Source organism: Anoxybacillus amylolyticus, from assembly GCF_001634285.1.
In the GTDB taxonomy this organism is placed as follows: Bacteria; Bacillota; Bacilli; order Bacillales; family Anoxybacillaceae; genus Anoxybacteroides; species Anoxybacteroides amylolyticum.
In genome coordinates this window covers 5001-25888 of sequence record NZ_CP015438.1, presented here as the reverse complement: position 1 = coordinate 25888, position 20888 = coordinate 5001, and the positions used below count along the sequence as shown (strand labels likewise).

At 42.7% G+C, this 20888-nt stretch carries 17 protein-coding genes, 1 pseudogene and 2 riboswitches (1 of these 20 only partly in view); of the genes and pseudogenes, 14 read left to right on the top strand and 4 right to left on the bottom strand.

All coding sequences use genetic code 11. From position 1 onward, the window contains the following. Nucleotides 1–19: 19 nt before the first annotated feature. Genes GFC30_RS00115 through tatC form a run of 3 tightly spaced genes read left to right on the top strand, consistent with a single transcriptional unit; the run spans nt 20 to nt 1585 of the window. Nucleotides 20–658 (top strand): redox-sensing transcriptional repressor Rex, encoded by a 639-nt coding sequence (locus GFC30_RS00115; protein WP_066321995.1) that lies wholly within the window; start codon nt 20–22, stop codon nt 656–658. Between the two features lie 12 nt (nt 659–670). Further along, complete coding sequence (gene tatA, locus GFC30_RS00110; protein ID WP_066321994.1) at nt 671–820, top strand: twin-arginine translocase TatA/TatE family subunit; 150 nt, start codon at nt 671–673, stop codon at nt 818–820. Nucleotides 821–838: 18 nt separating this feature from the next. Next, complete coding sequence (tatC, locus tag GFC30_RS00105) at nt 839–1585, top strand: twin-arginine translocase subunit TatC (RefSeq protein WP_066321993.1); 747 nt, start codon at nt 839–841, stop codon at nt 1583–1585. A 43-nt stretch (nt 1586–1628) separates the two neighbouring features. Here tatC and GFC30_RS17375 read toward each other — a convergent pair. Together GFC30_RS17375 and GFC30_RS00100 are read right to left on the bottom strand one after the other, a co-directional pair. Then, nucleotides 1629–1790: pseudogene (locus GFC30_RS17375) on the bottom strand (YdiK family protein); the annotation flags it as partial. 1 nt (nt 1791) lies between these two features. Then, nucleotides 1792–2517 (bottom strand): CPBP family intramembrane glutamic endopeptidase, encoded by a 726-nt coding sequence (locus GFC30_RS00100; RefSeq protein WP_066321991.1) that lies wholly within the window; start codon nt 2515–2517, stop codon nt 1792–1794. A gap of 259 nt (nt 2518–2776) precedes the next feature. Here GFC30_RS00100 and groES point away from each other — a divergent pair, with 259 nt between their 5' ends. From groES to GFC30_RS00075, 4 genes are all read left to right on the top strand, one after another. Beyond that, nucleotides 2777–3061, top strand: coding sequence for a co-chaperone GroES (gene groES, locus GFC30_RS00095; protein WP_066321986.1), 285 nt, complete (start codon nt 2777–2779; stop codon nt 3059–3061). Between the two features lie 52 nt (nt 3062–3113). Beyond that, nucleotides 3114–4730 (top strand): chaperonin GroEL, encoded by a 1617-nt coding sequence (groL, locus tag GFC30_RS00090; protein WP_066321984.1) that lies wholly within the window; start codon nt 3114–3116, stop codon nt 4728–4730. Between the two features lie 708 nt (nt 4731–5438). Further along, nucleotides 5439–5969, top strand: a complete 531-nt coding sequence (locus tag GFC30_RS00080; RefSeq protein ID WP_066321978.1) for a helix-turn-helix domain-containing protein — start codon at nt 5439–5441, stop codon at nt 5967–5969. A 17-nt stretch (nt 5970–5986) separates the two neighbouring features. Beyond that, the gene (locus GFC30_RS00075; RefSeq protein WP_066321976.1) at nt 5987–6499 is read left to right on the top strand and encodes an IS630 family transposase; all 513 of its coding nucleotides are present in this window, start codon (nt 5987–5989) and stop codon (nt 6497–6499) included. 264 nt (nt 6500–6763) lie between these two features. Here GFC30_RS00075 and tnpC read toward each other — a convergent pair whose 3' ends face one another. Next, on the bottom strand, nt 6764–8242 hold the full coding sequence (gene tnpC / locus GFC30_RS00065) for an IS66 family transposase (RefSeq protein ID WP_066321972.1): 1479 nt from the start codon (nt 8240–8242) through the stop codon (nt 6764–6766). Between the two features lie 521 nt (nt 8243–8763). On the opposite strand from tnpC, the gene GFC30_RS00060 reads away from it, so the two are divergent. Next, nucleotides 8764–9318 (top strand): hypothetical protein, encoded by a 555-nt coding sequence (locus tag GFC30_RS00060; protein ID WP_066321968.1) that lies wholly within the window; start codon nt 8764–8766, stop codon nt 9316–9318. A 1445-nt stretch (nt 9319–10763) separates the two neighbouring features. Here the strand turns inward: GFC30_RS00060 and GFC30_RS00050 are convergent. Further along, a complete protein-coding gene (locus tag GFC30_RS00050) occupies nt 10764–12314 on the bottom strand; it encodes an IS1182 family transposase (RefSeq protein ID WP_179946280.1) in 1551 nt (516 codons plus the stop codon). Between the two features lie 312 nt (nt 12315–12626). On the opposite strand from GFC30_RS00050, the gene GFC30_RS00040 reads away from it, so the two are divergent. The 6 genes from GFC30_RS00040 to GFC30_RS00015 all read left to right on the top strand — a co-directional run. Then, on the top strand, nt 12627–13574 hold the full coding sequence (locus GFC30_RS00040; protein WP_066321961.1) for an AAA family ATPase: 948 nt from the start codon (nt 12627–12629) through the stop codon (nt 13572–13574). A 10-nt stretch (nt 13575–13584) separates the two neighbouring features. Next, complete coding sequence (locus GFC30_RS00035) at nt 13585–14781, top strand: DUF58 domain-containing protein (RefSeq protein WP_066321959.1); 1197 nt, start codon at nt 13585–13587, stop codon at nt 14779–14781. Continuing rightward, nucleotides 14778–16919, top strand: coding sequence for a DUF4129 domain-containing transglutaminase family protein (locus GFC30_RS00030; protein WP_338012309.1), 2142 nt, complete (start codon nt 14778–14780; stop codon nt 16917–16919). Before GFC30_RS00035 ends, GFC30_RS00030 begins: the two co-directional genes overlap by 4 nt. 34 nt (nt 16920–16953) lie before the next feature. Beyond that, nucleotides 16954–17055, top strand: a riboswitch (purine riboswitch). Nucleotides 17056–17151: 96 nt separating this feature from the next. Continuing rightward, nucleotides 17152–18672 carry a glutamine-hydrolyzing GMP synthase gene (gene guaA, locus GFC30_RS00025; RefSeq protein WP_148660410.1) on the top strand — a complete coding sequence of 507 codons (1521 nt, stop codon included), beginning with the start codon at nt 17152–17154 and terminating at the stop codon, nt 18670–18672. A gap of 88 nt (nt 18673–18760) precedes the next feature. Beyond that, nucleotides 18761–18862: riboswitch (purine riboswitch) on the top strand. Nucleotides 18863–18986: 124 nt separating this feature from the next. Beyond that, on the top strand, nt 18987–20312 hold the full coding sequence (locus GFC30_RS00020; RefSeq protein WP_066321955.1) for an NCS2 family permease: 1326 nt from the start codon (nt 18987–18989) through the stop codon (nt 20310–20312). 145 nt (nt 20313–20457) lie between these two features. Continuing rightward, nucleotides 20458–20888, top strand: the 5' portion of a protein-coding gene (locus tag GFC30_RS00015; RefSeq protein ID WP_066321953.1) for a GNAT family N-acetyltransferase. The gene runs 109 nt beyond the window's last position; the window shows 431 of its 540 coding nt (coding positions 1–431); the start codon lies at nt 20458–20460; its stop codon lies off the right edge, out of view.

Genomic DNA, 20888 nt, shown 5'->3' with positions numbered 1-20888 from the left:
CGAATGTGGGGGATTATGCATGAGCAATGAACAGCCAAAAATTCCACAGGCAACGGCGAAACGACTACCATTGTATTATCGATTCTTGAAAAATTTACATGCATCTGGAAAGTTGCGAGTATCATCAGCTGAACTGAGCGAAGCGGTGAAAGTCGATTCTGCGACAATTCGCCGAGACTTCTCGTACTTCGGTGCGCTTGGAAAAAAGGGATACGGCTATAACGTTAGCTATTTATTGTCGTTTTTCCGAAAAACGCTCGACCAAGACGAGATTACCGAAGTGGTGCTTGTTGGGGTCGGAAATTTAGGGACGGCTTTTTTAAATTACAATTTTATGAAAAACAATAATACGCAAATTGTTATGGCGTTTGATGTTGATGAAGCGAAAGTCGGTAACGAAGTGGGAGGGGTGCCTGTTTATCATTTAGATGAATTGGAGGAACGGCTGAACGAACGAATGACAGTTGCGATTTTAACCGTTCCTGCTCAAGTAGCGCAGCCGATTACCGACCGTTTAGTCCGGAAAGGGATTAAAGGGATTTTAAACTTCACTCCTGCACGTCTAAATGTACCGGAAACTATTCGGGTGCATCATATTGATTTGGCAATTGAATTACAGTCGCTTGTGTATTTTTTAAAAAACTATCCGGCTGAATAAAAGGGAGTGAAGATGATGAAGTATTTACTCATTTTGTTTGTCATTGTTTTGCTATTTGGAACGAAAAAGCTTCCAGAACTCGGGAAGTCGTTCGGTCAATCGTTAAAAGAGTTTAAGAAAGAAACGAAAGAGTTAACTGAAGAGGACGACAAAAACGCGTAATAGGTAGGATGATCTCATATGAATGATAAAGAAATGTCGATATACGAACATCTTGGGGAACTGCGCAAACGGTTAATTATCGTACTTGTCTTTTTTGCCATTGCAATGGTTGTCAGCTTCTTTTTTGTGGAGCCAGTCATCGTTTATTTGCAAAAAGCGAGTGAAGCAAAAGCATTGACAATGAATGCCTTTCGGTTGACTGATCCCATTAAAATTTACATGCAATTTGCATTCGTCATTGCGCTCGTGTTGACAGCACCGGTATTGTTATATCAAATTTGGGCGTTTGTCAGTCCGGGGTTATATGAAAAAGAGAGAAAAGTAACGTTGAGCTATATCCCGTTATCGCTTTTTCTATTTCTTTCGGGGGTTTGCTTTGCTTATTTTGTTTTATTTCCGTATGTTGTTCAGTTTATGGAAAGTCTAGCATCGGATTTAGGTGTGCAGCAAATGATTGGGATTAACGAATATTTTTCGTTTCTATTGCAACTTGTGTTGCCATTTGGAGCCGTTTTTCAGTTGCCAGTAATTGTGATGTTTTTAACACGTCTTGGCTTAATTACGCCAATGCTGTTGTCGAAAGGGAGAAGGTATGCATATTTGATTTTGTTAATTGTGGCAGCTATTATTACACCTCCAGATGTGATATCGCAGTTAATCGTAATGATTCCTCTTTCAATTCTATATGAGATTAGTGTGTGGATTTCAAAAATTGCTTACCGAAAAGTGTTATTAGCAGAACAACAGGCTGGTCAGGATAAGTAGACCAGCCTTTACTCTTGCTTTTTTTCCATTGGATATGCCATCCCACTAAACGAAAAGCCATTCCAAAGTCTAATGTGGCCATCACCATTAACGCAACGGTCGAGAAGTTCCAGATCGTTTCATGGGCGCTTTCGGTTGCTAAATATGTAAACAAAGCCCCCATGAGGAAATAGAAAAACGATGTTTGTAACGGTGAAGTGTTCATGTTAAAAGCCTCCAAAGATTACTTGCACTTTTTCTGCATGGTGCATTATTGGTTCGATATGGTCAGCGAAAATCGTTTGCATGGCGACGACAAACGTATTCATCGTAACATGGGCAAAAATCGATACAAAAATGCGTCTTGTTTTTGCATAAAGAAAAGCAAATGTAAATCCCATTGCCCAATATAAAAGAAGGTGCTCTAACTCCATATGAACAGCGGCAAACAATAACGAGCTGATCGTCGCCGCAATAAAAAAGTTGTATTTTTGATAGAGGGTTCCGAAAATAATTTTGCGAAAAATGACTTCTTCTAAAATCGGACCAATGACAGACGTGACAATGACGAGTGCTGGGGTTAGCCGAATGATGTCGACGATGCGCTTTGTATTTTCTGACCCCATTTCAATGCCGAAAATGCGCCATTCGATGTTTGCTGCAACGCTTTGGGAAATGAGCGCGAGAAAAAATCCACCGATTGCCCAAAGCCAAGCGATCGCCAGTGGAGCGCGGTCGCGAGTATGGCGCTGCTTCATATCATCCCGCAACCAAAAGAGAACGAGAAAAAGGGTCAGCGTAAAGCTAATGACCGCCCAATAACCGGATGCTGCTTCTGCAGCAGTGTTCGACTCTCCGCCAATTCCGGACAAACGCAATAGCGGCACCCCTGGAATACTGGATAACTGCATCATAATGTAGGCGATAATAATATACCAATATTGCCGTTTCAATCGTGATTCCCCTTTACGAAAAAAGTAGTGGCGTTTCTCGTATTGTAACACATTTTCTCGTCAAGCAGTGAGGAGAGGAAGGTTTAGATTTTGGTAAATGAGGGATACTGCAAAAGGGGCATAAAATTTTACAATTTTTTTGTGATTCCTACTTGCAAAAACAAACGAAGTTCATTATTATTATAAGTGTGTTAGCACTCAATATAAACGAGTGCTAATAAGTGCGGCAAAAAAATATTGTTTGAGGAGGTTGTTTTCCGTGTTAAAGCCACTAGGTGATCGCATTGTCATTGAGCTAATTCAGACTGAAGAAAAAACTGCAAGCGGTATTGTGTTGCCAGACACTGCGAAAGAAAAACCACAAGAAGGAAAAGTTGTCGCGGTTGGTACAGGTCGTGTTCTTGACAGCGGTGAGCGCGTAGCTCCAGAAGTAGCGGTAGGCGATCGCATTATCTTCTCAAAATATGCAGGTACAGAAGTAAAATACGAAGGAAAAGAATACTTAATTTTACGCGAAAGCGACATTCTAGCTGTTATCGGTTAATGACTTACAGCTTCATATCATAGAGAAAAACGGTTAGAGGAGGTAATGGTTCATGGCAAAAGAAATTAAATTCAGCGAAGAAGCTCGTCGTGCGATGCTACGCGGTGTGGATAAATTAGCAGACGCAGTAAAAGTAACGTTAGGTCCTAAAGGTCGCAACGTTGTATTAGAGAAAAAATTCGGTTCTCCGTTAATTACAAATGACGGTGTAACGATCGCGAAAGAAATCGAATTAGAAGATCCGTTTGAAAACATGGGTGCGAAGCTTGTGGCAGAAGTAGCAAGCAAAACAAACGACGTTGCCGGTGACGGTACGACAACTGCGACTGTATTAGCTCAAGCGATGATCCGTGAAGGCTTAAAGAACGTAACAGCTGGCGCAAACCCAATGGGTATCCGCAAAGGGATTGAAAAAGCAGTAGCTGTTGCGGTTGAAGAATTGAAAGCAATCTCTAAACCTATTCAAGGAAATGAATCGATTGCCCAAGTTGCAGCGATCTCTGCAGCTGATGAAGAAGTCGGTAAATTAATCGCAGAAGCAATGGAACGCGTTGGTAACGATGGCGTTATTACGTTAGAAGAGTCAAAAGGCTTCACAACAGAATTAGACGTTGTGGAAGGTATGCAATTTGACCGCGGATATGTATCTGCGTACATGGTAACAGATACAGAAAAAATGGAAGCAGTATTAGAAAATCCATACATCTTAATCACAGACAAGAAAATTTCAAGCATCCAAGACATCTTGCCTGTATTAGAGCAAGTGGTACAACATGGTAAGCCGCTATTAATTATCGCGGAAGATATTGAAGGCGAAGCGCTTGCAACGTTAGTAGTGAACAAGCTTCGTGGTACATTTACAGCAGTAGCGGTTAAAGCACCTGGCTTCGGTGATCGCCGCAAAGCAATGTTAGAAGACATTGCGATTTTAACTGGCGGTGAAGTGATTACAGAAGAATTAGGTCGCGATTTGAAATCGGCAACGATTGCATCGCTTGGTCGTGCGTCAAAAGTAATCGTGACAAAAGAACATACAACGATTGTCGAAGGTGCTGGCGACTCTGACCGCATTAAAGCACGCGTTAACCAAATCCGTGTTCAATTAGAAGAAACAACTTCTGAATTTGATCGTGAAAAATTACAAGAGCGCTTAGCGAAATTAGCTGGCGGCGTTGCGGTCATTAAAGTTGGTGCAGCGACAGAAACAGAATTGAAAGAGCGCAAATTGCGCATTGAAGACGCATTGAACTCTACACGTGCGGCTGTTGAAGAAGGTATCGTAGCCGGCGGTGGTACAGCGTTAATGAACGTTTACAGCAAAGTAGCTGCAATCGAAGCAGAAGGCGATGAAGCAACAGGTGTGAAAATCGTTCTTCGCGCGATCGAAGAGCCAGTTCGTCAAATTGCGCAAAACGCTGGTTTAGAAGGCTCTGTGATCGTAGAGCGCTTGAAAAACGAAAAACCTGGCATCGGCTTCAACGCTGCAACTGGCGAATGGGTAGACATGATCGAAGCTGGTATCGTTGACCCAACAAAAGTAACTCGCTCTGCGCTTCAAAACGCAGCATCTGTTGCCGCTATGTTCTTAACAACGGAGGCAGTAGTTGCTGACAAGCCAGAAGAAAACAAAGGCACACCAGGCATGCCTGACATGGGCGGCATGATGTAATCAACCAATAAGAACTAGTCGCAGACAAAAATATATTTAAACGTAAGGACTACTTCCCATAAAAAAGGGGGTAGTCTTTTTTATGGGAAAATCAACAGAACATGGACGAAGATATATACCCTGAGATCCGTGTAGCTATACTACCTACAAATAGTCAAAAAAGGACAGTATATTTCTGTTTCTTGGATATACTAACTGATTTTCATCTCTCGAAATGGTTCTTTCCAAGAAAATATGCAGCCGATGATGGGGAGTATTCGTGTGCGATCGCAACGAGTACTTTTTTGTTCCTTCTTCGTGCTTCCATAGTGGTTTATTAAAAGCTCTACTTCCTGTTGATACGATTATAATAGCTGATCAATCTCTCGAATCAAGCTTTCCAAATATTTGATGTTTTTTCATGATTGCCGAATCATAAATAACTGGTGCTCGGTTACTGCTCTGAAAACCGACTCTTGATGTGTGCCTGATTCTTTTAGATGATAAACATCAAAAGAATAATGAAGTTCTAATTACAACCATCTACATCAAGGCTGATGCAAATCTATTACGGATTTAGGATGGTTTCAAAAAAGTTGATTTTTTTTTAATATTTAGTTAAAATATAAAGTATATACATGCACTTTAAAGCAATGACTTCTGTATGAACGCCTTTTTCTATGGTTATACTGCTCCTAAATACCCACGTATAAAAGGAGCGGAAATGACATGAAACGTCTTAAAATTACAAATGATCACGGCTGGACCCCTCGAACACTTCGGAAACAAGAACGGAAAATCAAAGATGCTTCGCTTCGCGTTCGGGTTACCGCCGTTCGTCTCGTCATGGAAGGGTATCTCGGAAAAGATGTTGCGAAAATGGTCAATCTATGCCGTCAATCGGTTGCCCTCTACGTCTCACGCTTTAACGAAGGAGGACTCGATCATTTACTCGATCGCCGCTTACCACCCGGTCGTGTGCCGTTTCTTACCGAAGAACAGCAACAAGAACTAAGACAACTCGTGTTAACCACCACCCCCGTTGATGTCGGTTGGGGCATTTCTTCCTCATGGAACACACGCATTTTGCAATCTTACATCCAACAAACATATGGTGTGTTTATGTCACGTGAAGGCATTCGCAAGTTGTTACATCGTCTTCGTTTATCGTGGACACGTCCAACCTACAAGCTGGTGAAAGGGAATCCAGAACATCAAGCTGCTTTTCAAAAGGAACTCGAATTTATAAAAAAAAACTAATCACCGAGCACGTCACCATGTTTTATGTAGATGAGACGCATGTTCGTGCCTATCAAGCGCTTCGTACGACATGGGCAGAAGTAGGCAAGCAAAAACAAATCCCGAGTTACGGTCATCATGCCCATGTGTCCATTTTTGGTGCGGTCGACGTTCAACAAGGCGATGTCGTGTTTCATCGTGCCTCATCCGCCAATGCCGAGACGTTCTTAGACTTTTTGCGCCTGTTGAAAGAGAAATATTCGGATCGATTCATCGTGCTTGTGTTGGACAATGCACGTATTCATCATGCCAACATGGTGCAAGCATTCCTCGATAGCGACGAAGGCGCTGCATTTCACTTTATCTATTTGCCACCGTATTCTCCACAGTTAAACCCGATTGAACGGTTATGGAAGTGGCTGAAAGATGAAGTCATCGCCAACGTCTTGCATAAGGATCAAAACGACATTGTCCAGTCCATTACTCGCTTTGAACAGTACGTCTTGCAACACCGGGATGAAGTGTTACGCCGCATCGGATGTACTGCGTAAACCAGAGGTTAACATGCCAATTTGGATGTATATAGATTTATATGGAAGGAGGATAAATTTATGGTAAAACAAAAAAGTAAAAAAATGTTATTTACTTTTGTGTTTGTGGTTGTTTTTATTTTTACCAGTGTAGCGTCAGCTGCGACATATTATAAGTTTTGTAGTACTTCCGTTGGACAGTCCTCCTACGTATCCATTCAGCCCAATACTAGTGAGATTTTCAGAATCCAGCACCAATAGGGCATTTCCCGTATCGAAAATGCCCTAGGAGGAATGGAGAATCGTTTGAAGAGACTCCCCACTTAGAAGTCTTTGCAACGATTCCCAAGCCGGTTTCTCATGTTTTTGCAGGGTAGAAATGACGCTGCGAATGACACAGAAAGCCTCGGCATCGTCTTCCTGACGAAACGTTCCGGAAATTTTTTGTTTGACTTTCACCATCCGCAAATCACGCTCGGCTTGGTTGTTGTCAAACGGCACTTCTTTCTTTCGCAGGAAGAGAAGCGCTTCTTGCTTGCGCTTTTCTAGACGCTGGATGAAATTCTGCGCGTTGCGGACGCCTTCATGCTTGCCTTGTCGGCAACGCTCCTCGAGTTCTCGGCGACCATTCGCTAGAAGCTCGTCGTACACGGCTTCCCAATACCGGACTTCCTCCTCCGGTAGAGCTCCGCCCGCGTTCTCCACCGCCTGTTTCATCTTCAACAGCGCTTCGCTCATCTCTTTCGACCATGAATGGCCGTAAAGTTCTGTATATGCCCGAAGCTCCCGGAGATGATGGGCGTGGCAAAGGGCATGGCTCGCCTCTGTGTACATCGGGTACACCGAATACGCATCGTGTACCATCGTTCCTTTGTACCGTGGCAAGATCCCGATGTCGTCCGTCGCTTGCTTTCCACGGGAACGATGAAGCCCGTATCGGGTGACCTTGGCAGTGGAAGCCACATGCACCCATTGGTTCTTTCTGTTCACACGCAGGCTCGTTTCATCGACGTGCAACGTCTTGGAAGCTAGCAACGCCGCTTCGATCTCTTCGAGCGCTGCTTTGAACACAGGGAGCCATCGTCTCGTCATGTTCACGACTGTGCCTGCACTGATCGAATGGTCCACTAGCGCTTTGACCATCTCCGTGACACGCTCGCACGGGATCAACTGCGCATGATTCCAGTATAAAACAAGGGAAGTGATGGCTGGTCCGTACTGGACATGATTCGTGACATAAAAAGGGAACTCTGCCTGCTGGACGAGATGACATTTCGGACACCCCTTCACTTCCCGTTCGTGTTGAGTCACTTCCATTCGAACCACTGGGAGGTCGAACACTTGGCGAATGTCTACTTGAAGCGGAGCAACATGTTCTAAAGAGTGACCACATCCTTTGCATTTGGTCACGCGGTGAAGGACTCGATGGTCAGGATTCGGTACTTGGCGGAGCGTCGTTCCTCGATGCCCTAGTTGCCCTCCCGGCTGTTTCTCCGACGGTTGGCGAGAAGGAGATTTCGCCACAAACCGGTCAGAAGACGGCGGCAAATGGCTATTGGTACTGTTTTTTTTCGTGCGGGCTTCTAATTCTGCAATACGTGCTTTCAATTTTTGATTTTCTTGACGAAGTTGCTGGTTTTCTTGTCTTAATTGTTCGTTTTCTTTGATGAGTTTTTCGATGGTTTGTGCTTGGCGCTCAATTTTTGCGACCATGCTTTCGAGTGTGAAGACCGCTTGTTGGAAATCAAAAACAACGTTTGCCATCGTGTTCACCTCCCTTGTCTTGGATGGTGCTAGTATAGACAAGGGGAGCAGAAATAAACCCGATCTCGTAAACTTTTTCTATGTAATGGCTGAACAGTTACCCTCCTACTGTAGTAACACTATTTCAAATGCATCTGATGATTTGGCTAAATTCAGTAATACTTTAAAAGATTACTATACTCCAACGAGTCCATATTATATTAAATTTATTGATGCTAACACTTATCCAAGTGTAACAAGAGGGGCACCTGTATAATAAATATTATGTATTAAATGACAATAAAAACAGTGTTTCCTATACTTATGATAATTGGAATGGTTATTATTTGAACGATTATTCTTCTCTTGGAATTAGCATCCAGAAAACTACAGGGTATTATCCTTCCAGCTATCAACGACCGACTACTAATCTTGAAATTAAGAGTGGGGATGCTGTAGATTGCAGCGCAAAACCTTGGGCATGTAATAGCTATTTCCACGCCAGCCAATTTGATATTAAGTGATAGAAGGGTGGGGTCTCGTTGAAAATAAAACAAATAGTTGTAGGTCTCTCTTTAAGTGCACTTTTAGGTGTAGTAAGTGGGATTGTCTATGGCTACTTTAGTGGAGAAACAGGAACAGCGAACGCAACTCAGATTAAAAAAATTTCTAATGGTTGGGTAAAAGGGGAGCAGGCTACTATAGAAAAAGTACCTTTCAAGGATAAAGTTAAAACTCCAACCAAGATTCCTTTTGATGTAAAAGATACTTTTAGTGAAGTTGTTGACTTTCCTTCGCAAGAGAAGAAAATTTTCCGTAAAATTTTCTTTGATAATGCCAAAAAATCTAATATTACCATAGAGGTAACTGACGCAAATATTATTCCATCTACTGCTGATCCAGAAAAACAACCTTTAATTGAGATTGAATTGCCAAATGGCACAAAAGCTCAATATTTAGATAATGGAATTCTTCAATTTTTATACTGGAAACAAGATGGCCTCTTCTATAAGATAGAGGCTCAAAAAGAATATAAGAATGAATCTAAAAAATATACAAAGGAAGAACTTGTTGAAATCGCTTCTTCCTTAGAATAATAAGTAAAATTCCTTATTAAGGAACTCCCCGAAGGGGGAGTTTTGTGTTATGAGTCAAAAATACAGTTGTTGTTGATTAATTAATAAAAGGCGATTAAGAAATGCTCCTAACTTTTTCGTTATGGTAAATAATTGTAAATTTGATATATATGACAAGCTCAAGTAATGAACGTTTTCAAATCAGGTGTGTTGGTTAACCAATAAAAACCAGTTGACATCGCCCTATTCCTAGCTTTTCTGCCGTAGTCGGCAAGTGGTTCGCTGGTGACTCTGAGCATACAATTCGATATTTATAAAAGTAAAATACTGGGTGATAAACACTCGTGTTTAAAATATCAACAGAGGAAGGAGAAGAAGAGGTATGGGGTGGGTAGTCATTATACTTATAGGTTATGCCCCGATTATTTATAGAGTGTATAAACGGTTAGATTATTTAGAAAAAGAATTAGAGAGACTAAGAAGAGAAATGAATAATATTTCATAAAAACCACCAAAATTCGTGTGACTAGAGATATATTGATATTAACTGTAGTTGAGCAATTTTCGCAACAATAATTACCATTACCAAAAGAAACAAACAGGGTATCCTTTATGCCACGCGTGGAGTTGTTTTTTACGGTATCAATTAGGAATGTTTTGTTTCGCTGCATGGTAATCTGAATCCGTGATGGATGGGCATCGACTTTGATTTGGATGGTGTATGAATAGGGTTATCATCCATTAATCCCTTTTTATGCTCATGATTTACTCCCCTTTTCGTTTGGGAAATGAAACAAATTTCTTTTTGGTTATGTAAACCAAACAAAGAAACAAAAAAAGGAAAGGGGATTCGTATGCCTTTTTTAAGGTTCATCAACACAATATGTACTTGACAAACGGTACACTTCTCTGAACAAGCATATGCAAAAAAATCATTGGTTTACTGGTTTTGTCTCGGAAACATAAGTAGGGAATGTTATTAAAAAATCAAGTACAACTTTTGGTGAAGAGCCAAAAATGTAAGAAGAATGGACAGGGAGCATAGTAAGAGAACCATCGGGTGGTACAAATTCCTTTGGAGAAAAGTCAACATCGCAAAAAGCTCTATCATAAATTAGATGTTGACTATGACTACACCACTCCTGTTCAATAATCTTCATGAGAAAGATGTGATATTTATGAAGAATCAAGAAAAAACTTTAATATTAGTATTAGCACTAGTAGCAATTGGTATCTTTTATGTAGGTTTTCAGCTATACCAAATTAATGACACACTAAAGGAATTAGTAGGTGTAATAAATAATAAGTGATTAAGGAGTTGAAAAACGGAAGGTGTACTATTTTGTCAACAGTCTGAGAGGCTGACCCAAAAGTCCGCTAAAAAGCGGACTTTTGGAGTCAGTTTTCTTTACTTTTACATATTTTGTTAAATAAAAGGGCGATTCGCCCCCTTTTGTTTCCATTGTTTATGCCGCTAAGGACCGTTGTTTGTCCTTAGCGGCTTTCTTGAGGAGATTATGGGCAACGCAAATAAGCCCCCATTCTATGGAAATTTTTTGGAGGCCTCGGAGGACAAAGCGACGAAATCCGCGATTTTGCTTGATTTGCCCAAACACACTCTCAATGTCGGTTTGGCGTTGGCGGTATCGTGCTTGTCCTTCTTCACTTTCCAGTCGTTCACGAGCCTTCTGTTTCTGTTCGTGATAGACGGGGTTCCATTGCGTTGTACGTCCATACTTGGAAGTTGTGCAGACCGAGCGGAACGGACACCCTTCGCATTCGTGGCATTGGTAGTGCTGGATGACCGAAGTATACCCAGATTCTGTGGTCTGCTTCGAAGTTCCTATACGGACCAGTTTTTTCCCGTTCGCACAAATCCAAACGTCCTCTTCTTTCTTGTATGTCCAATTCTGTGGATGGTGCGGGTTCTTCTTGACCTTGCGTGTGTTCTCTTTCTCATACGTGTTGTACTTGATAAACGCGGAAATGTTTTTCTCTTCGAGTTTCACGTAATTTTCCTCGGAACCATAGACAGCGTCAGCGGTCACGCGTTTTGGTACCACCCCATATTTCTCTCGAACCGTCTCTAGGTGTGGCAGAAGACAACGAGTATCGCCGGGTCTCTGGTGAAGCGAATACCCCAGAACGAACTGATCGGAAGAACCCACTTGTACGTTATAAGCCGGCTTCAGTTGGCCGTTGCGCATGTGGTCCCCCTTCAAACGCATAAACGTCGCATCCGCATCCGTTTTGGAATAGCTGTTGCGGTCCCCGCATACTTGGAGTTGGTGTTCGTACTTTTCACTGCGAGGCAAGTAGTCTTCCTTCATCTTCTTGACGGCCTTCTTCAACGGTTGGTTGTCCGGCTCGGCCTCCAAACGTTTTTCCCACTCCTCGGTTTTCTTTCGGATTTCTTTTGAAGTAAAAGCAGGGGAAGCGTCGATTTCTTCCGCATTTTCTTCTTCCACGATCGCATCGATCTGGGCGATGAGCTGATCCACATTGGCTTGTAATTTCTCTTGGTATTTCTCGGCGGATTTCCGCCAAACGAACGTGTATCGGTTGGCATTCGCTTCAATTTTCGTCCCATCTACGAAATAGTCTTCCATGTTGACATAGCCGTCCGCGACAAGCAGGGTGATCATTTCTCGGAACAAGTCGTCAATCAGCCCTTTCATCCGTTCGGAGCGAAATCGATTGATGGAACGGAAGTCCGGCTTTTGAAACCCACTCAACCACATGAGGGGAAGATGTACTTCTAATTGTCGAGCAATTTCTCGGCCATGATACATTTTTTGGGTGTACGCGTAGAGGATAATTTTCGTCATCATTTTTGGATGATAAGAAGAGGTACCGCCGCCTTTATAGTAAGGAAGAAACGTCTCCATCGGGATGCGCTCGACCATCTCGTGAACCACGTGAGCCATATTATCCGGTGGAATGAGATCGGCAATATTGCTTGGCAACGTGAGGTTATCCATGGTATACTCTTTAAAAGAAATATGATGATGTTTCATAGAAGAATCGCTCCTTTTCCGGTGATAGTTGTTGTGGTGACTCTATTCTACCAGAAAAAAGGGCGATTCTTCTATTTTAGTGTAAAAAAAATCGGGCTAATCTCAAAACGCATTCGCGTTTTGGGTCAGCCCCTGAACCTAGACAAAAACGCGCTGGCATTTTGCCTTTAACAAATGAATGTCGACTTTGTTGACAAGCTGAACCTAGACTCTAAATGGAATCTAGGTTCTTTTTATTTTTTAAAGGATTTTTCATGTGGAATGTGGAATATGAAAATAATGGAACGAAGAGAAAGAGGAGTTTGAATTTGGATGGAAAAGGAAATGTTACAGCCGCAAATAGCAAGTATTGTGCAAAATATCGAAAAAGTAATGATCGGAAAGAGAGATGTTACGACACTAAGCATCGTTGCCTTGCTCGCAGGAGGGCATGTGTTATTGGAAGATGTGCCTGGCGTCGGGAAGACGATGCTCGTTCGGGCGTTGGCAAAGTCGGTAAATGCTCAGTTCAGACGTATTCAGTTTACTCCTGATTTGCTTCCAAGCGATGTGACGGGCGTGTCGGTTTATAATCCGAAAGAAGGGCAATTTGAATATAAAGCTGGTCCGATTATGGGACATATTATTTTGGCAGATGAAATTAACCGCACCTCACCGAAAACACAATCGGCGTTATTGGAGGCGATGGAAGAAGGGAATATTACGGTCGATGGTATCACAAGACCTTTACCGCGTCCGTTTTTTGTCATGGCGACGCAAAACCCAATCGAATATGAGGGGACGTATCCGTTGCCAGAAGCGCAGTTAGATCGGTTTTTGCTTAAAATGAAAATGGGCTATCCGTCCCTTTTAGAAGAAATCGATATATTAAACCGTGTCGAAGGGAAAGCGCCAATTGATGACCTACAGTCAGTCATTGCGGTGGAGGAATTGCTTTCATTGCAGAAAAACGTGAAAGAAGTATACGTCGGGGAGCCGATTAAACGATACATTGTCGAAATTGTGCAGCGAACTCGTTCACACGCTTCGGTTTATTTAGGAGTAAGCCCGCGCGGTTCGGTCGCATTAATGAAAGCGGCACAAGCATATGCGTTTATGCATACCCGTGATTTTGTCATTCCAGACGACGTCCAGTTTTTAGCCCCATACGTGCTTTCGCATCGACTCATTTTAAAGCCAGAAGCGAAGTTTGACGGATTTTCCGCCGAAGAAGTGATTATGCAACTTCTTTCGCGTACCCCAGTACCGGTGCAAAGGTAGTGGATTAAGCATGAAAAAGAGACTAAAATTTATACGCCAAATAGGAACGGTTGTCGCATTAATTGGTAGCTTATTTTCTTACGCAATGTTTCAAGGAGGGTTTGTCAGCTGGTTTTTATTTTATAGTTTTTTGCCATTCGGATTATGTGCGTTAGCGATTGCAGCCTATCCTCTTCGCCGCATCCAAGTAACGCGAGCGATTGCTTCTTCGTCGTATTATGCGGGGGATACGTTAACGGTGACTATTTCGCTTCGTTTACCGTTTTTTGTGCCGCTCGCCTATGTGATGGTCGATGAAAACTGGCCGCCTGCATTGCAGCAAACCGAACGAAATCGCGCGATGCCGCTATTTTGGCGCAAGACGTATTCATGTACTTATACCGTCTCTCATTTGCCGCGTGGGGAGCATTTATTTTCAGCAATTCGCGTAACGATGACGGACTGGCTTGGATTGGTGACGAAAGAAACGGCATTTCCAATTGAAGATGCGATTATTGTATATCCGCGCTACGTGGAGATGAAATACCGGAAAATTAGCTCTCAGTTAGACCAAGGAGGGGCTGCTTCATCGATTCCTCTTCATCGGGATATGACGATGGCAGTCGGGGTTCGAGAGTACGTCCAAGGTGACCGTTTTTCTTGGATTCATTGGAAAGCGTCGGCACGAAAAAATGAGCTGATGACAAAAGAGTTCGAAGAACGGCAAAGCGACGATATTGTCGTTGTGCTTGACCGTACGCCTACCCCATTATTTGAGGAAATGGTCACGTTTACCGCTTCTTTCCTTCGCGCTGCTATCAAAAAGGGGGTACAAACCGGACTGATTTCCGTTGGAAGTGATCGTTTCATTTTCCCTTCCCGAAACGGGGAAGCGCATTTACAGCAACTGTTTTATCATTTAGCGAAAACAGCATGTGACAGCCTTCAGCCGTTTGCTCGTATTATTCAGCAAGAAATGACCCAATGGCCGCTATCCGTTTCCATAAATTATGTCACATCACAGCTTACGAAAGAAACAGCCGCCTCTCTCTCGGATTTTGCCGCCAAAAATCGTTGTGGGACGGTCTTTTTAATAAAACGCGACGAACATGGGGTGGCGAATGAAGAACGAGAATTGCTCGAGCAATTGCGTAGAAAAGGAATAATTACAATCATCACAACACCAGAACAGTTCGCGAACGCCTTGTTTGGAGGAGGTCAACGGTGAACAACACGAAAAAAGAACGGATGTACCGCTTCGTTTTGTCACTCTCGGCGTTTTGGCTTTTATGGGAGTGGCTAGTACCGCTAAAAACGGTCTCTGACACGAAAAACGTGGACGTGTTTATCGGGTTTGTTGCGTTTTGTCTATTGCTTTCGCTTTGGTCGCTGCCGCGTTGGCTCGCCGCTAGCTTTAAATGTTTCTATCTTTTTTATGCGCTCAATACGTTGTTTTTCCATGTTCCGTTTTTTTCGTTTCGCTGGCTTCCGCTATTAACACAAGAGGTCATTGCGCATATTACTATCGTTCGGCATTTTCGTTGGATGGAGATGACGAACGCGTTTCGTAGCCTCCTCTTTTTTCTTTTACTATGGATGATGGTATATTTAGTGCGCTATTGGCTATTTGTTCGGAAGAAAATTTGGCTGTTTTATGCGCTAACGGTATTGTATATTGCCATTCTTGATACGTTCACCGCTTTTTACGGCAATGGGGCGATTGTTCGTTTAGTGGCTATCGGCTTTTTTTTAGTCAGTTGGCTTCATTACGAACGATTTTCTAACATACATGCTAAATGGCTATTTTTATGTACAGCGATCATCGGCATTTCAATAGGGATAGCGTATGTTCTTCCAAAACTTCCTCCGCAATGGCCAGACCCCGTCGCCTTTATCAAAGGCTATGCAAAAGAAACAAAACAAGAAACGACCACTGCTTCTTCGACGGTGAAAAAAATCGGATACGGGACGAACGATTCACGGTTAGGCGGACCGTTCGAGGCGGATAATACGATCGTTTTTACCGCGACAGATGAACAGCGCCATTACTGGAGGGTCGAAACGAAAGATGTGTACACGGGAAAAGGATGGGAAGTGCGTGATACGGAAGAAATTCGCACCTTTCACAACGGAAATATTACTTATCCATGGTGGTTAAATGTCAAGAAAACAATAGCTGTTGCAAATGTACAGTTGGCACAAGCACGTATATATTTAGCCTATCCGGAAGGGGTTAAAACAATCAGTGCCCCACAAAACGTTGTCTTTCGCATGCACCTATCGAACGAAAAAATGTATCCGACCGACCGGGAATCGTACATTCAGCCACTTCAAGAATACGTAGTGACATACGAGTATCCAACTTTTTCGGTGGAACAGTTGAAAGCAGCGCCACCAGTAAACGACCGTTCGCTTGTTGAACGATATACACAACTTCCAGATACGTTACCGCCAAGAGTACGCCAACTAGCACAGACGATTACAAAGGAAAAAACGACACCGTATGAAAAAGCAAAGGCGATTGAACAATATTTCCACTTTAGCGGCTTTGCTTATGAAACGAAAGAAGTGGCGGTTCCGGGAAAAAACGACGATTACGTCGACCAGTTTTTATTTGACACGAAAAAAGGGTATTGTGATAATTTTTCGACATCGATGGTCGTAATGCTGCGTTCGCTCGGAATTCCTGCCCGTTGGGTGAAAGGGTATACGTCTGGACAATACATTGGCGAATCGGCAGATGGAAAAAAGATGTATATTGTTACAAATAATAACGCCCATTCATGGGTAGAAGTATATTTTTCCGGCATCGGGTGGGTGCCGTTTGAACCGACGCAAGGCTTTAGCAACCCGTATTCTTTTACAGAAACGACACCGAAAAACGTGCCAACGCCTGTTCCGAAACAAACAGAGCCTGCGAAGCCGCGCGTGAAGATAGATCGTATAATTGAAAAAGAGCGCGCAACGGTACCAAGCTGGAAAGAAATGATAATGGAGCTGTTTACATGGAAAAAAATCATATGGATAACTTTAATGATGCTTAGCGTAGTGTGGTTATCTTATGCGATGAGAAGAAAATGGCGGCCGTACGTGACATTATGGCGTTTTCGTTACCGCCATAGCGATGATAGTTTTGTCAAAGCGTACATCGCGTTATTAAAACATTTGCGTGATTATGGATTAAATCGAAAACAAGGGCAGACGTTACGGCAATATGCCGCATTAGTAGATGCCGCATTTGGCACAAACGAGATGAGCCGACTAACGTATTTGTACGAGCAAATGATTTATAAAAACGATACGATAGACAAATGGGATGAAATGAAAGAATTATGGGAAAATTTAATAAAAAGAACGGTATCTTGACCGTTATCGGGAAGTGTTGATAGAATGAACTAAAATTTAAGACGTAATGTACCTTCGTATATCCTCGATAATATGGTTCGAGAGTCTCTACCGGGACACCGTAAATGCCCCGACTACGAAGGCAGATGTTCTTATTGCTAGAATTCTGCCTTCGTTTTTTTTTGCTGAAGAGGTGTGAATTCTAGCTTTATTTTTTTAAATTGGGGGGAAAGTTGTGGGACAAAACCAAGAAATGATTGTCGTGCTTGATTTTGGAAGCCAGTATAACCAGTTAATTACTCGTCGCATTCGTGAATTTGGGGTTTACAGCGAGTTGCATCCGCATACGATTACGGCACAACAAATTCAAGCGATGAACGCAAAAGGAATTATTTTTTCTGGCGGACCAAACAGTGTGTACGATGATAATGCGTTTACGTGCGACCCAGCGATTTTTGAATTAGGGTTGCCGATTTTAGGGATTTGTTACGGCATGCAGCTAATGACCCATCATTTAGGTGGAAAAGTAGAAAAAGCGACGCATCGTGAGTATGGAAAAGCGATGATTCAAGTGCAGCATGCGTCCCGTTTGTTTGAACGTTTGCCGTCTGAGCAAGTTGTTTGGATGAGCCATGGTGATTTAGTAACGGAAACGCCAGCAGGCTTTACAATCGATGCGACAAGCCCGTCGTGTCCGATCGCGGCGATGAGCGATGAAACAAGAAAGTTTTATGCCGTGCAATTCCATCCAGAAGTACGTCATTCGGTTTATGGAAATGATTTGTTAAAGCAGTTTGTGTTCGATGTGTGCCAATGTAAAGGCGATTGGACGATGGGAAGTTTTATTGACAATGAAATTCGTAAAATCCGCGATCTTGTCGGCGATAAAAAGGTGCTTTGCGCATTAAGCGGTGGCGTCGATTCTTCCGTTGCGGCCGTGCTTGTGCATCGGGCGATCGGCGATCAATTGACGTGTATTTTTGTGGACCACGGCTTGCTTCGTAAAGGCGAAGCAGAAAGCGTTATGAAGACGTTTCGTGAAGGGTTTCATATGAATGTGATTAAAGTGGATGCGAAGGAGCGTTTCTTAAGCAAATTAAAAGGCGTTTCCGATCCGGAACAAAAACGGAAAATTATCGGCAACGAGTTTATTTACGTATTCGATGACGAAGCGGCAAAACTCGAAGGAATCGAATTTTTAGTGCAAGGAACGCTATATACAGACATTATCGAAAGTGGTACAGCGACAGCGCAAACGATTAAATCGCATCATAACGTCGGTGGATTGCCGGAAGATATGAAATTTACCCTCATCGAGCCGCTAAACACACTTTTCAAAGATGAAGTACGCGCGCTCGGAACAGAATTAGGAATTCCAGATGATATTGTATGGCGTCAGCCGTTCCCAGGACCGGGCTTAGGTATTCGTGTACTTGGTGAAGTAACGGAAGAAAAGTTAGAAATCGTTCGTGAATCGGACGCTATTTTACGGGAAGAAATTAAAAAAGCAGGGCTAGATCGCGAAATTTGGCAATATTTCACCGTACTACCGGACATTCGCAGCGTTGGTGTGATGGGAGATGCGCGCACATATGATTATACGGTCGGCATTCGGGCGGTAACATCTATTGACGGCATGACCGCCGATTGGGCAAGAATCCCATGGGATGTATTAGAAGCCATTTCAACGCGCATTGTTAATGAAGTACCGCACGTCAACCGCGTTGTGTATGATATTACAAGCAAGCCACCAGCAACCATCGAATGGGAATAAAAGCGAACAAAAACGAACATTTTTTTGCAAAATGTTCGTTTTTTATATTGACGATCGCCATGTCGGTTGCTAAAATGTAAATGAAAAAACGAATATTGTCAAAATACGTCGTATAATCTCGGGAATATGGCCCGAGAGTTTCTACCAAGCTACCGTAAATAGCTTGACTACGAGGTATAATGGAGATTGAAAGTACCTTTGTCTTCTTAATCTATCCTTAAGAGGAAGGTCTTTCTTTTGTTCATTATCCTTATAGTCAACGCTTCTGGTAGCTTACTAGAAGCGCTTTATTATTTTATAAGGAGGACAAAGCAGTGAGAAGGTATTTCCAGTTTGATGAACTCGGTACAAATTACCGCACAGAAATTATTGCCGGGTTAACCACGTTCTTATCCATGGCTTATATTTTATTCGTTAACCCGTTTACACTTTCGTTAGGAGCGGTCAAAGATTTTCCGAACGAGCTTCGGATTGACCAAGGTGCGGTGTTTGTTGCGACGGCTTTGGCAGCAGCATATGGCTCGATTTTGATGGGGATTTTGGCACGATATCCAATCGCGCTAGCACCGGGAATGGGGTTAAACGCGTTTTTTGCCTTTACGGTTGTATTGCATATGCAAATTCCTTGGCAAACAGCGCTCGCAGGAGTGTTTGTTTCGGGGATTATTTTCACGCTTTTAACGTTAACAGGAATTCGCGAAAAAATTATTGATGCCATTCCGGTCGAATTAAAATACGCAGTGGGTGCTGGTATAGGTTTGTTTATTACGTTTATCGGCTTGCAAAACGCAGGGATTATCGTTGACAACCCAGCAACGCTTGTTGGATTAAGCAATTTGAAAAATGGCAATACGTTACTTGCGATTTTCGGGTTAGTTGTCACCGTCATTTTAATGGTGCGCAAAGTGAATGGCGGCGTTTTTTATGGAATGGTCATTACTGCAGTAGTTGGCATGATTTTTGGTTTAATTAAAGTACCGCATCAAATCATTGGAGCTATTCCCGATATTTCGCCAACATTTGGGGTTGCAATTAAGCATTTGCCAGACATTTTCACGCTTAAAATGTTAGGGGTTGTCTTAACGTTTTTTATCGTTGACTTTTTTGATGCAACCGGAACGCTGTTGGCGGTCGCGAACCAAGCAGGGTTGTTAAAAGACAACAAGTTGCCGCGCGCGGGGAAAGCGTTGCTTGTTGATGCGACAGCAGTAATGGTCGGGGCGATTTTTGGGACTTCGACAACGACTTCTTACATTGAATCCTCTGCAGGAGTTGCGGCAGGAGGACGTTCAGGATTTTCGGCTGTGGTGACAGGTATTTTATTCTTGTTGGCGCTATTCTTCTCTCCATTATTGAGCGTCATTACAGCGCCAGTGACAGCACCAGCGTTAATTATCGTTGGGGTATTAATGGCGTCTTCGGTTGGAGAAATTAATTGGAAAAAGTTTGAGGTTGCTGTTCCGGCGTTCTTTACACTTATTACGATGCCGCTTTCTTATAGCATCGCCACAGGGATTGCGGTCGGTTTCTTGTTCTATCCGATTACGATGCTTGTAAAAGGACGCGGCAGAGAAGTTCATCCGATTCTTTATGTGTTGTTCTTTATTTTCCTTTCATACTTCCTATTCTTAAGAGAATAGTGATATGAAATGCCTGCAAAAAACGCAGGCATCTTTTTTTAGCCATTTCGCAGGCAACGGTTTCATGTTCAGTACACATAGTTTGTTTATAGATGATTCATTAGCTAAACTTGTTGTATACTTTTGCAAAAAAGGAGGGATTTTTATGTGGAAATTAGACATTGATCAAGACACTCAGTTGAAATTGCTAGAATTAAAAGACGCGGAGATGCTTTTTGCTTTAGTAGATTCATGCAGACCTTATTTGCGGCAATGGTTGCCTTGGATTGATGCAACACAAACAGTAGATAATTCCCGTCAGTTTATTGAGTTTGGGCTACAAAAGTTTGCGGCGAATAATGGGCTAGAGGCGGGAATTTGGTATAAGGGGCAATTAGCTGGCGTCATCGGTCTTCATTATATTGACCGTACCAATAAAAAGACGAGCATCGGTTACTGGTTGGCAGAGCCGTTCCAAGGGTATGGATTGATGACGAAAGCGTGCCGTGCTTTGATTAGCTATGTGTTTGAACAACTCCAATTAAATCGAGTGGAAATCAGGGTGGCGGTTGACAATGGCAAAAGCAGAGCTATTCC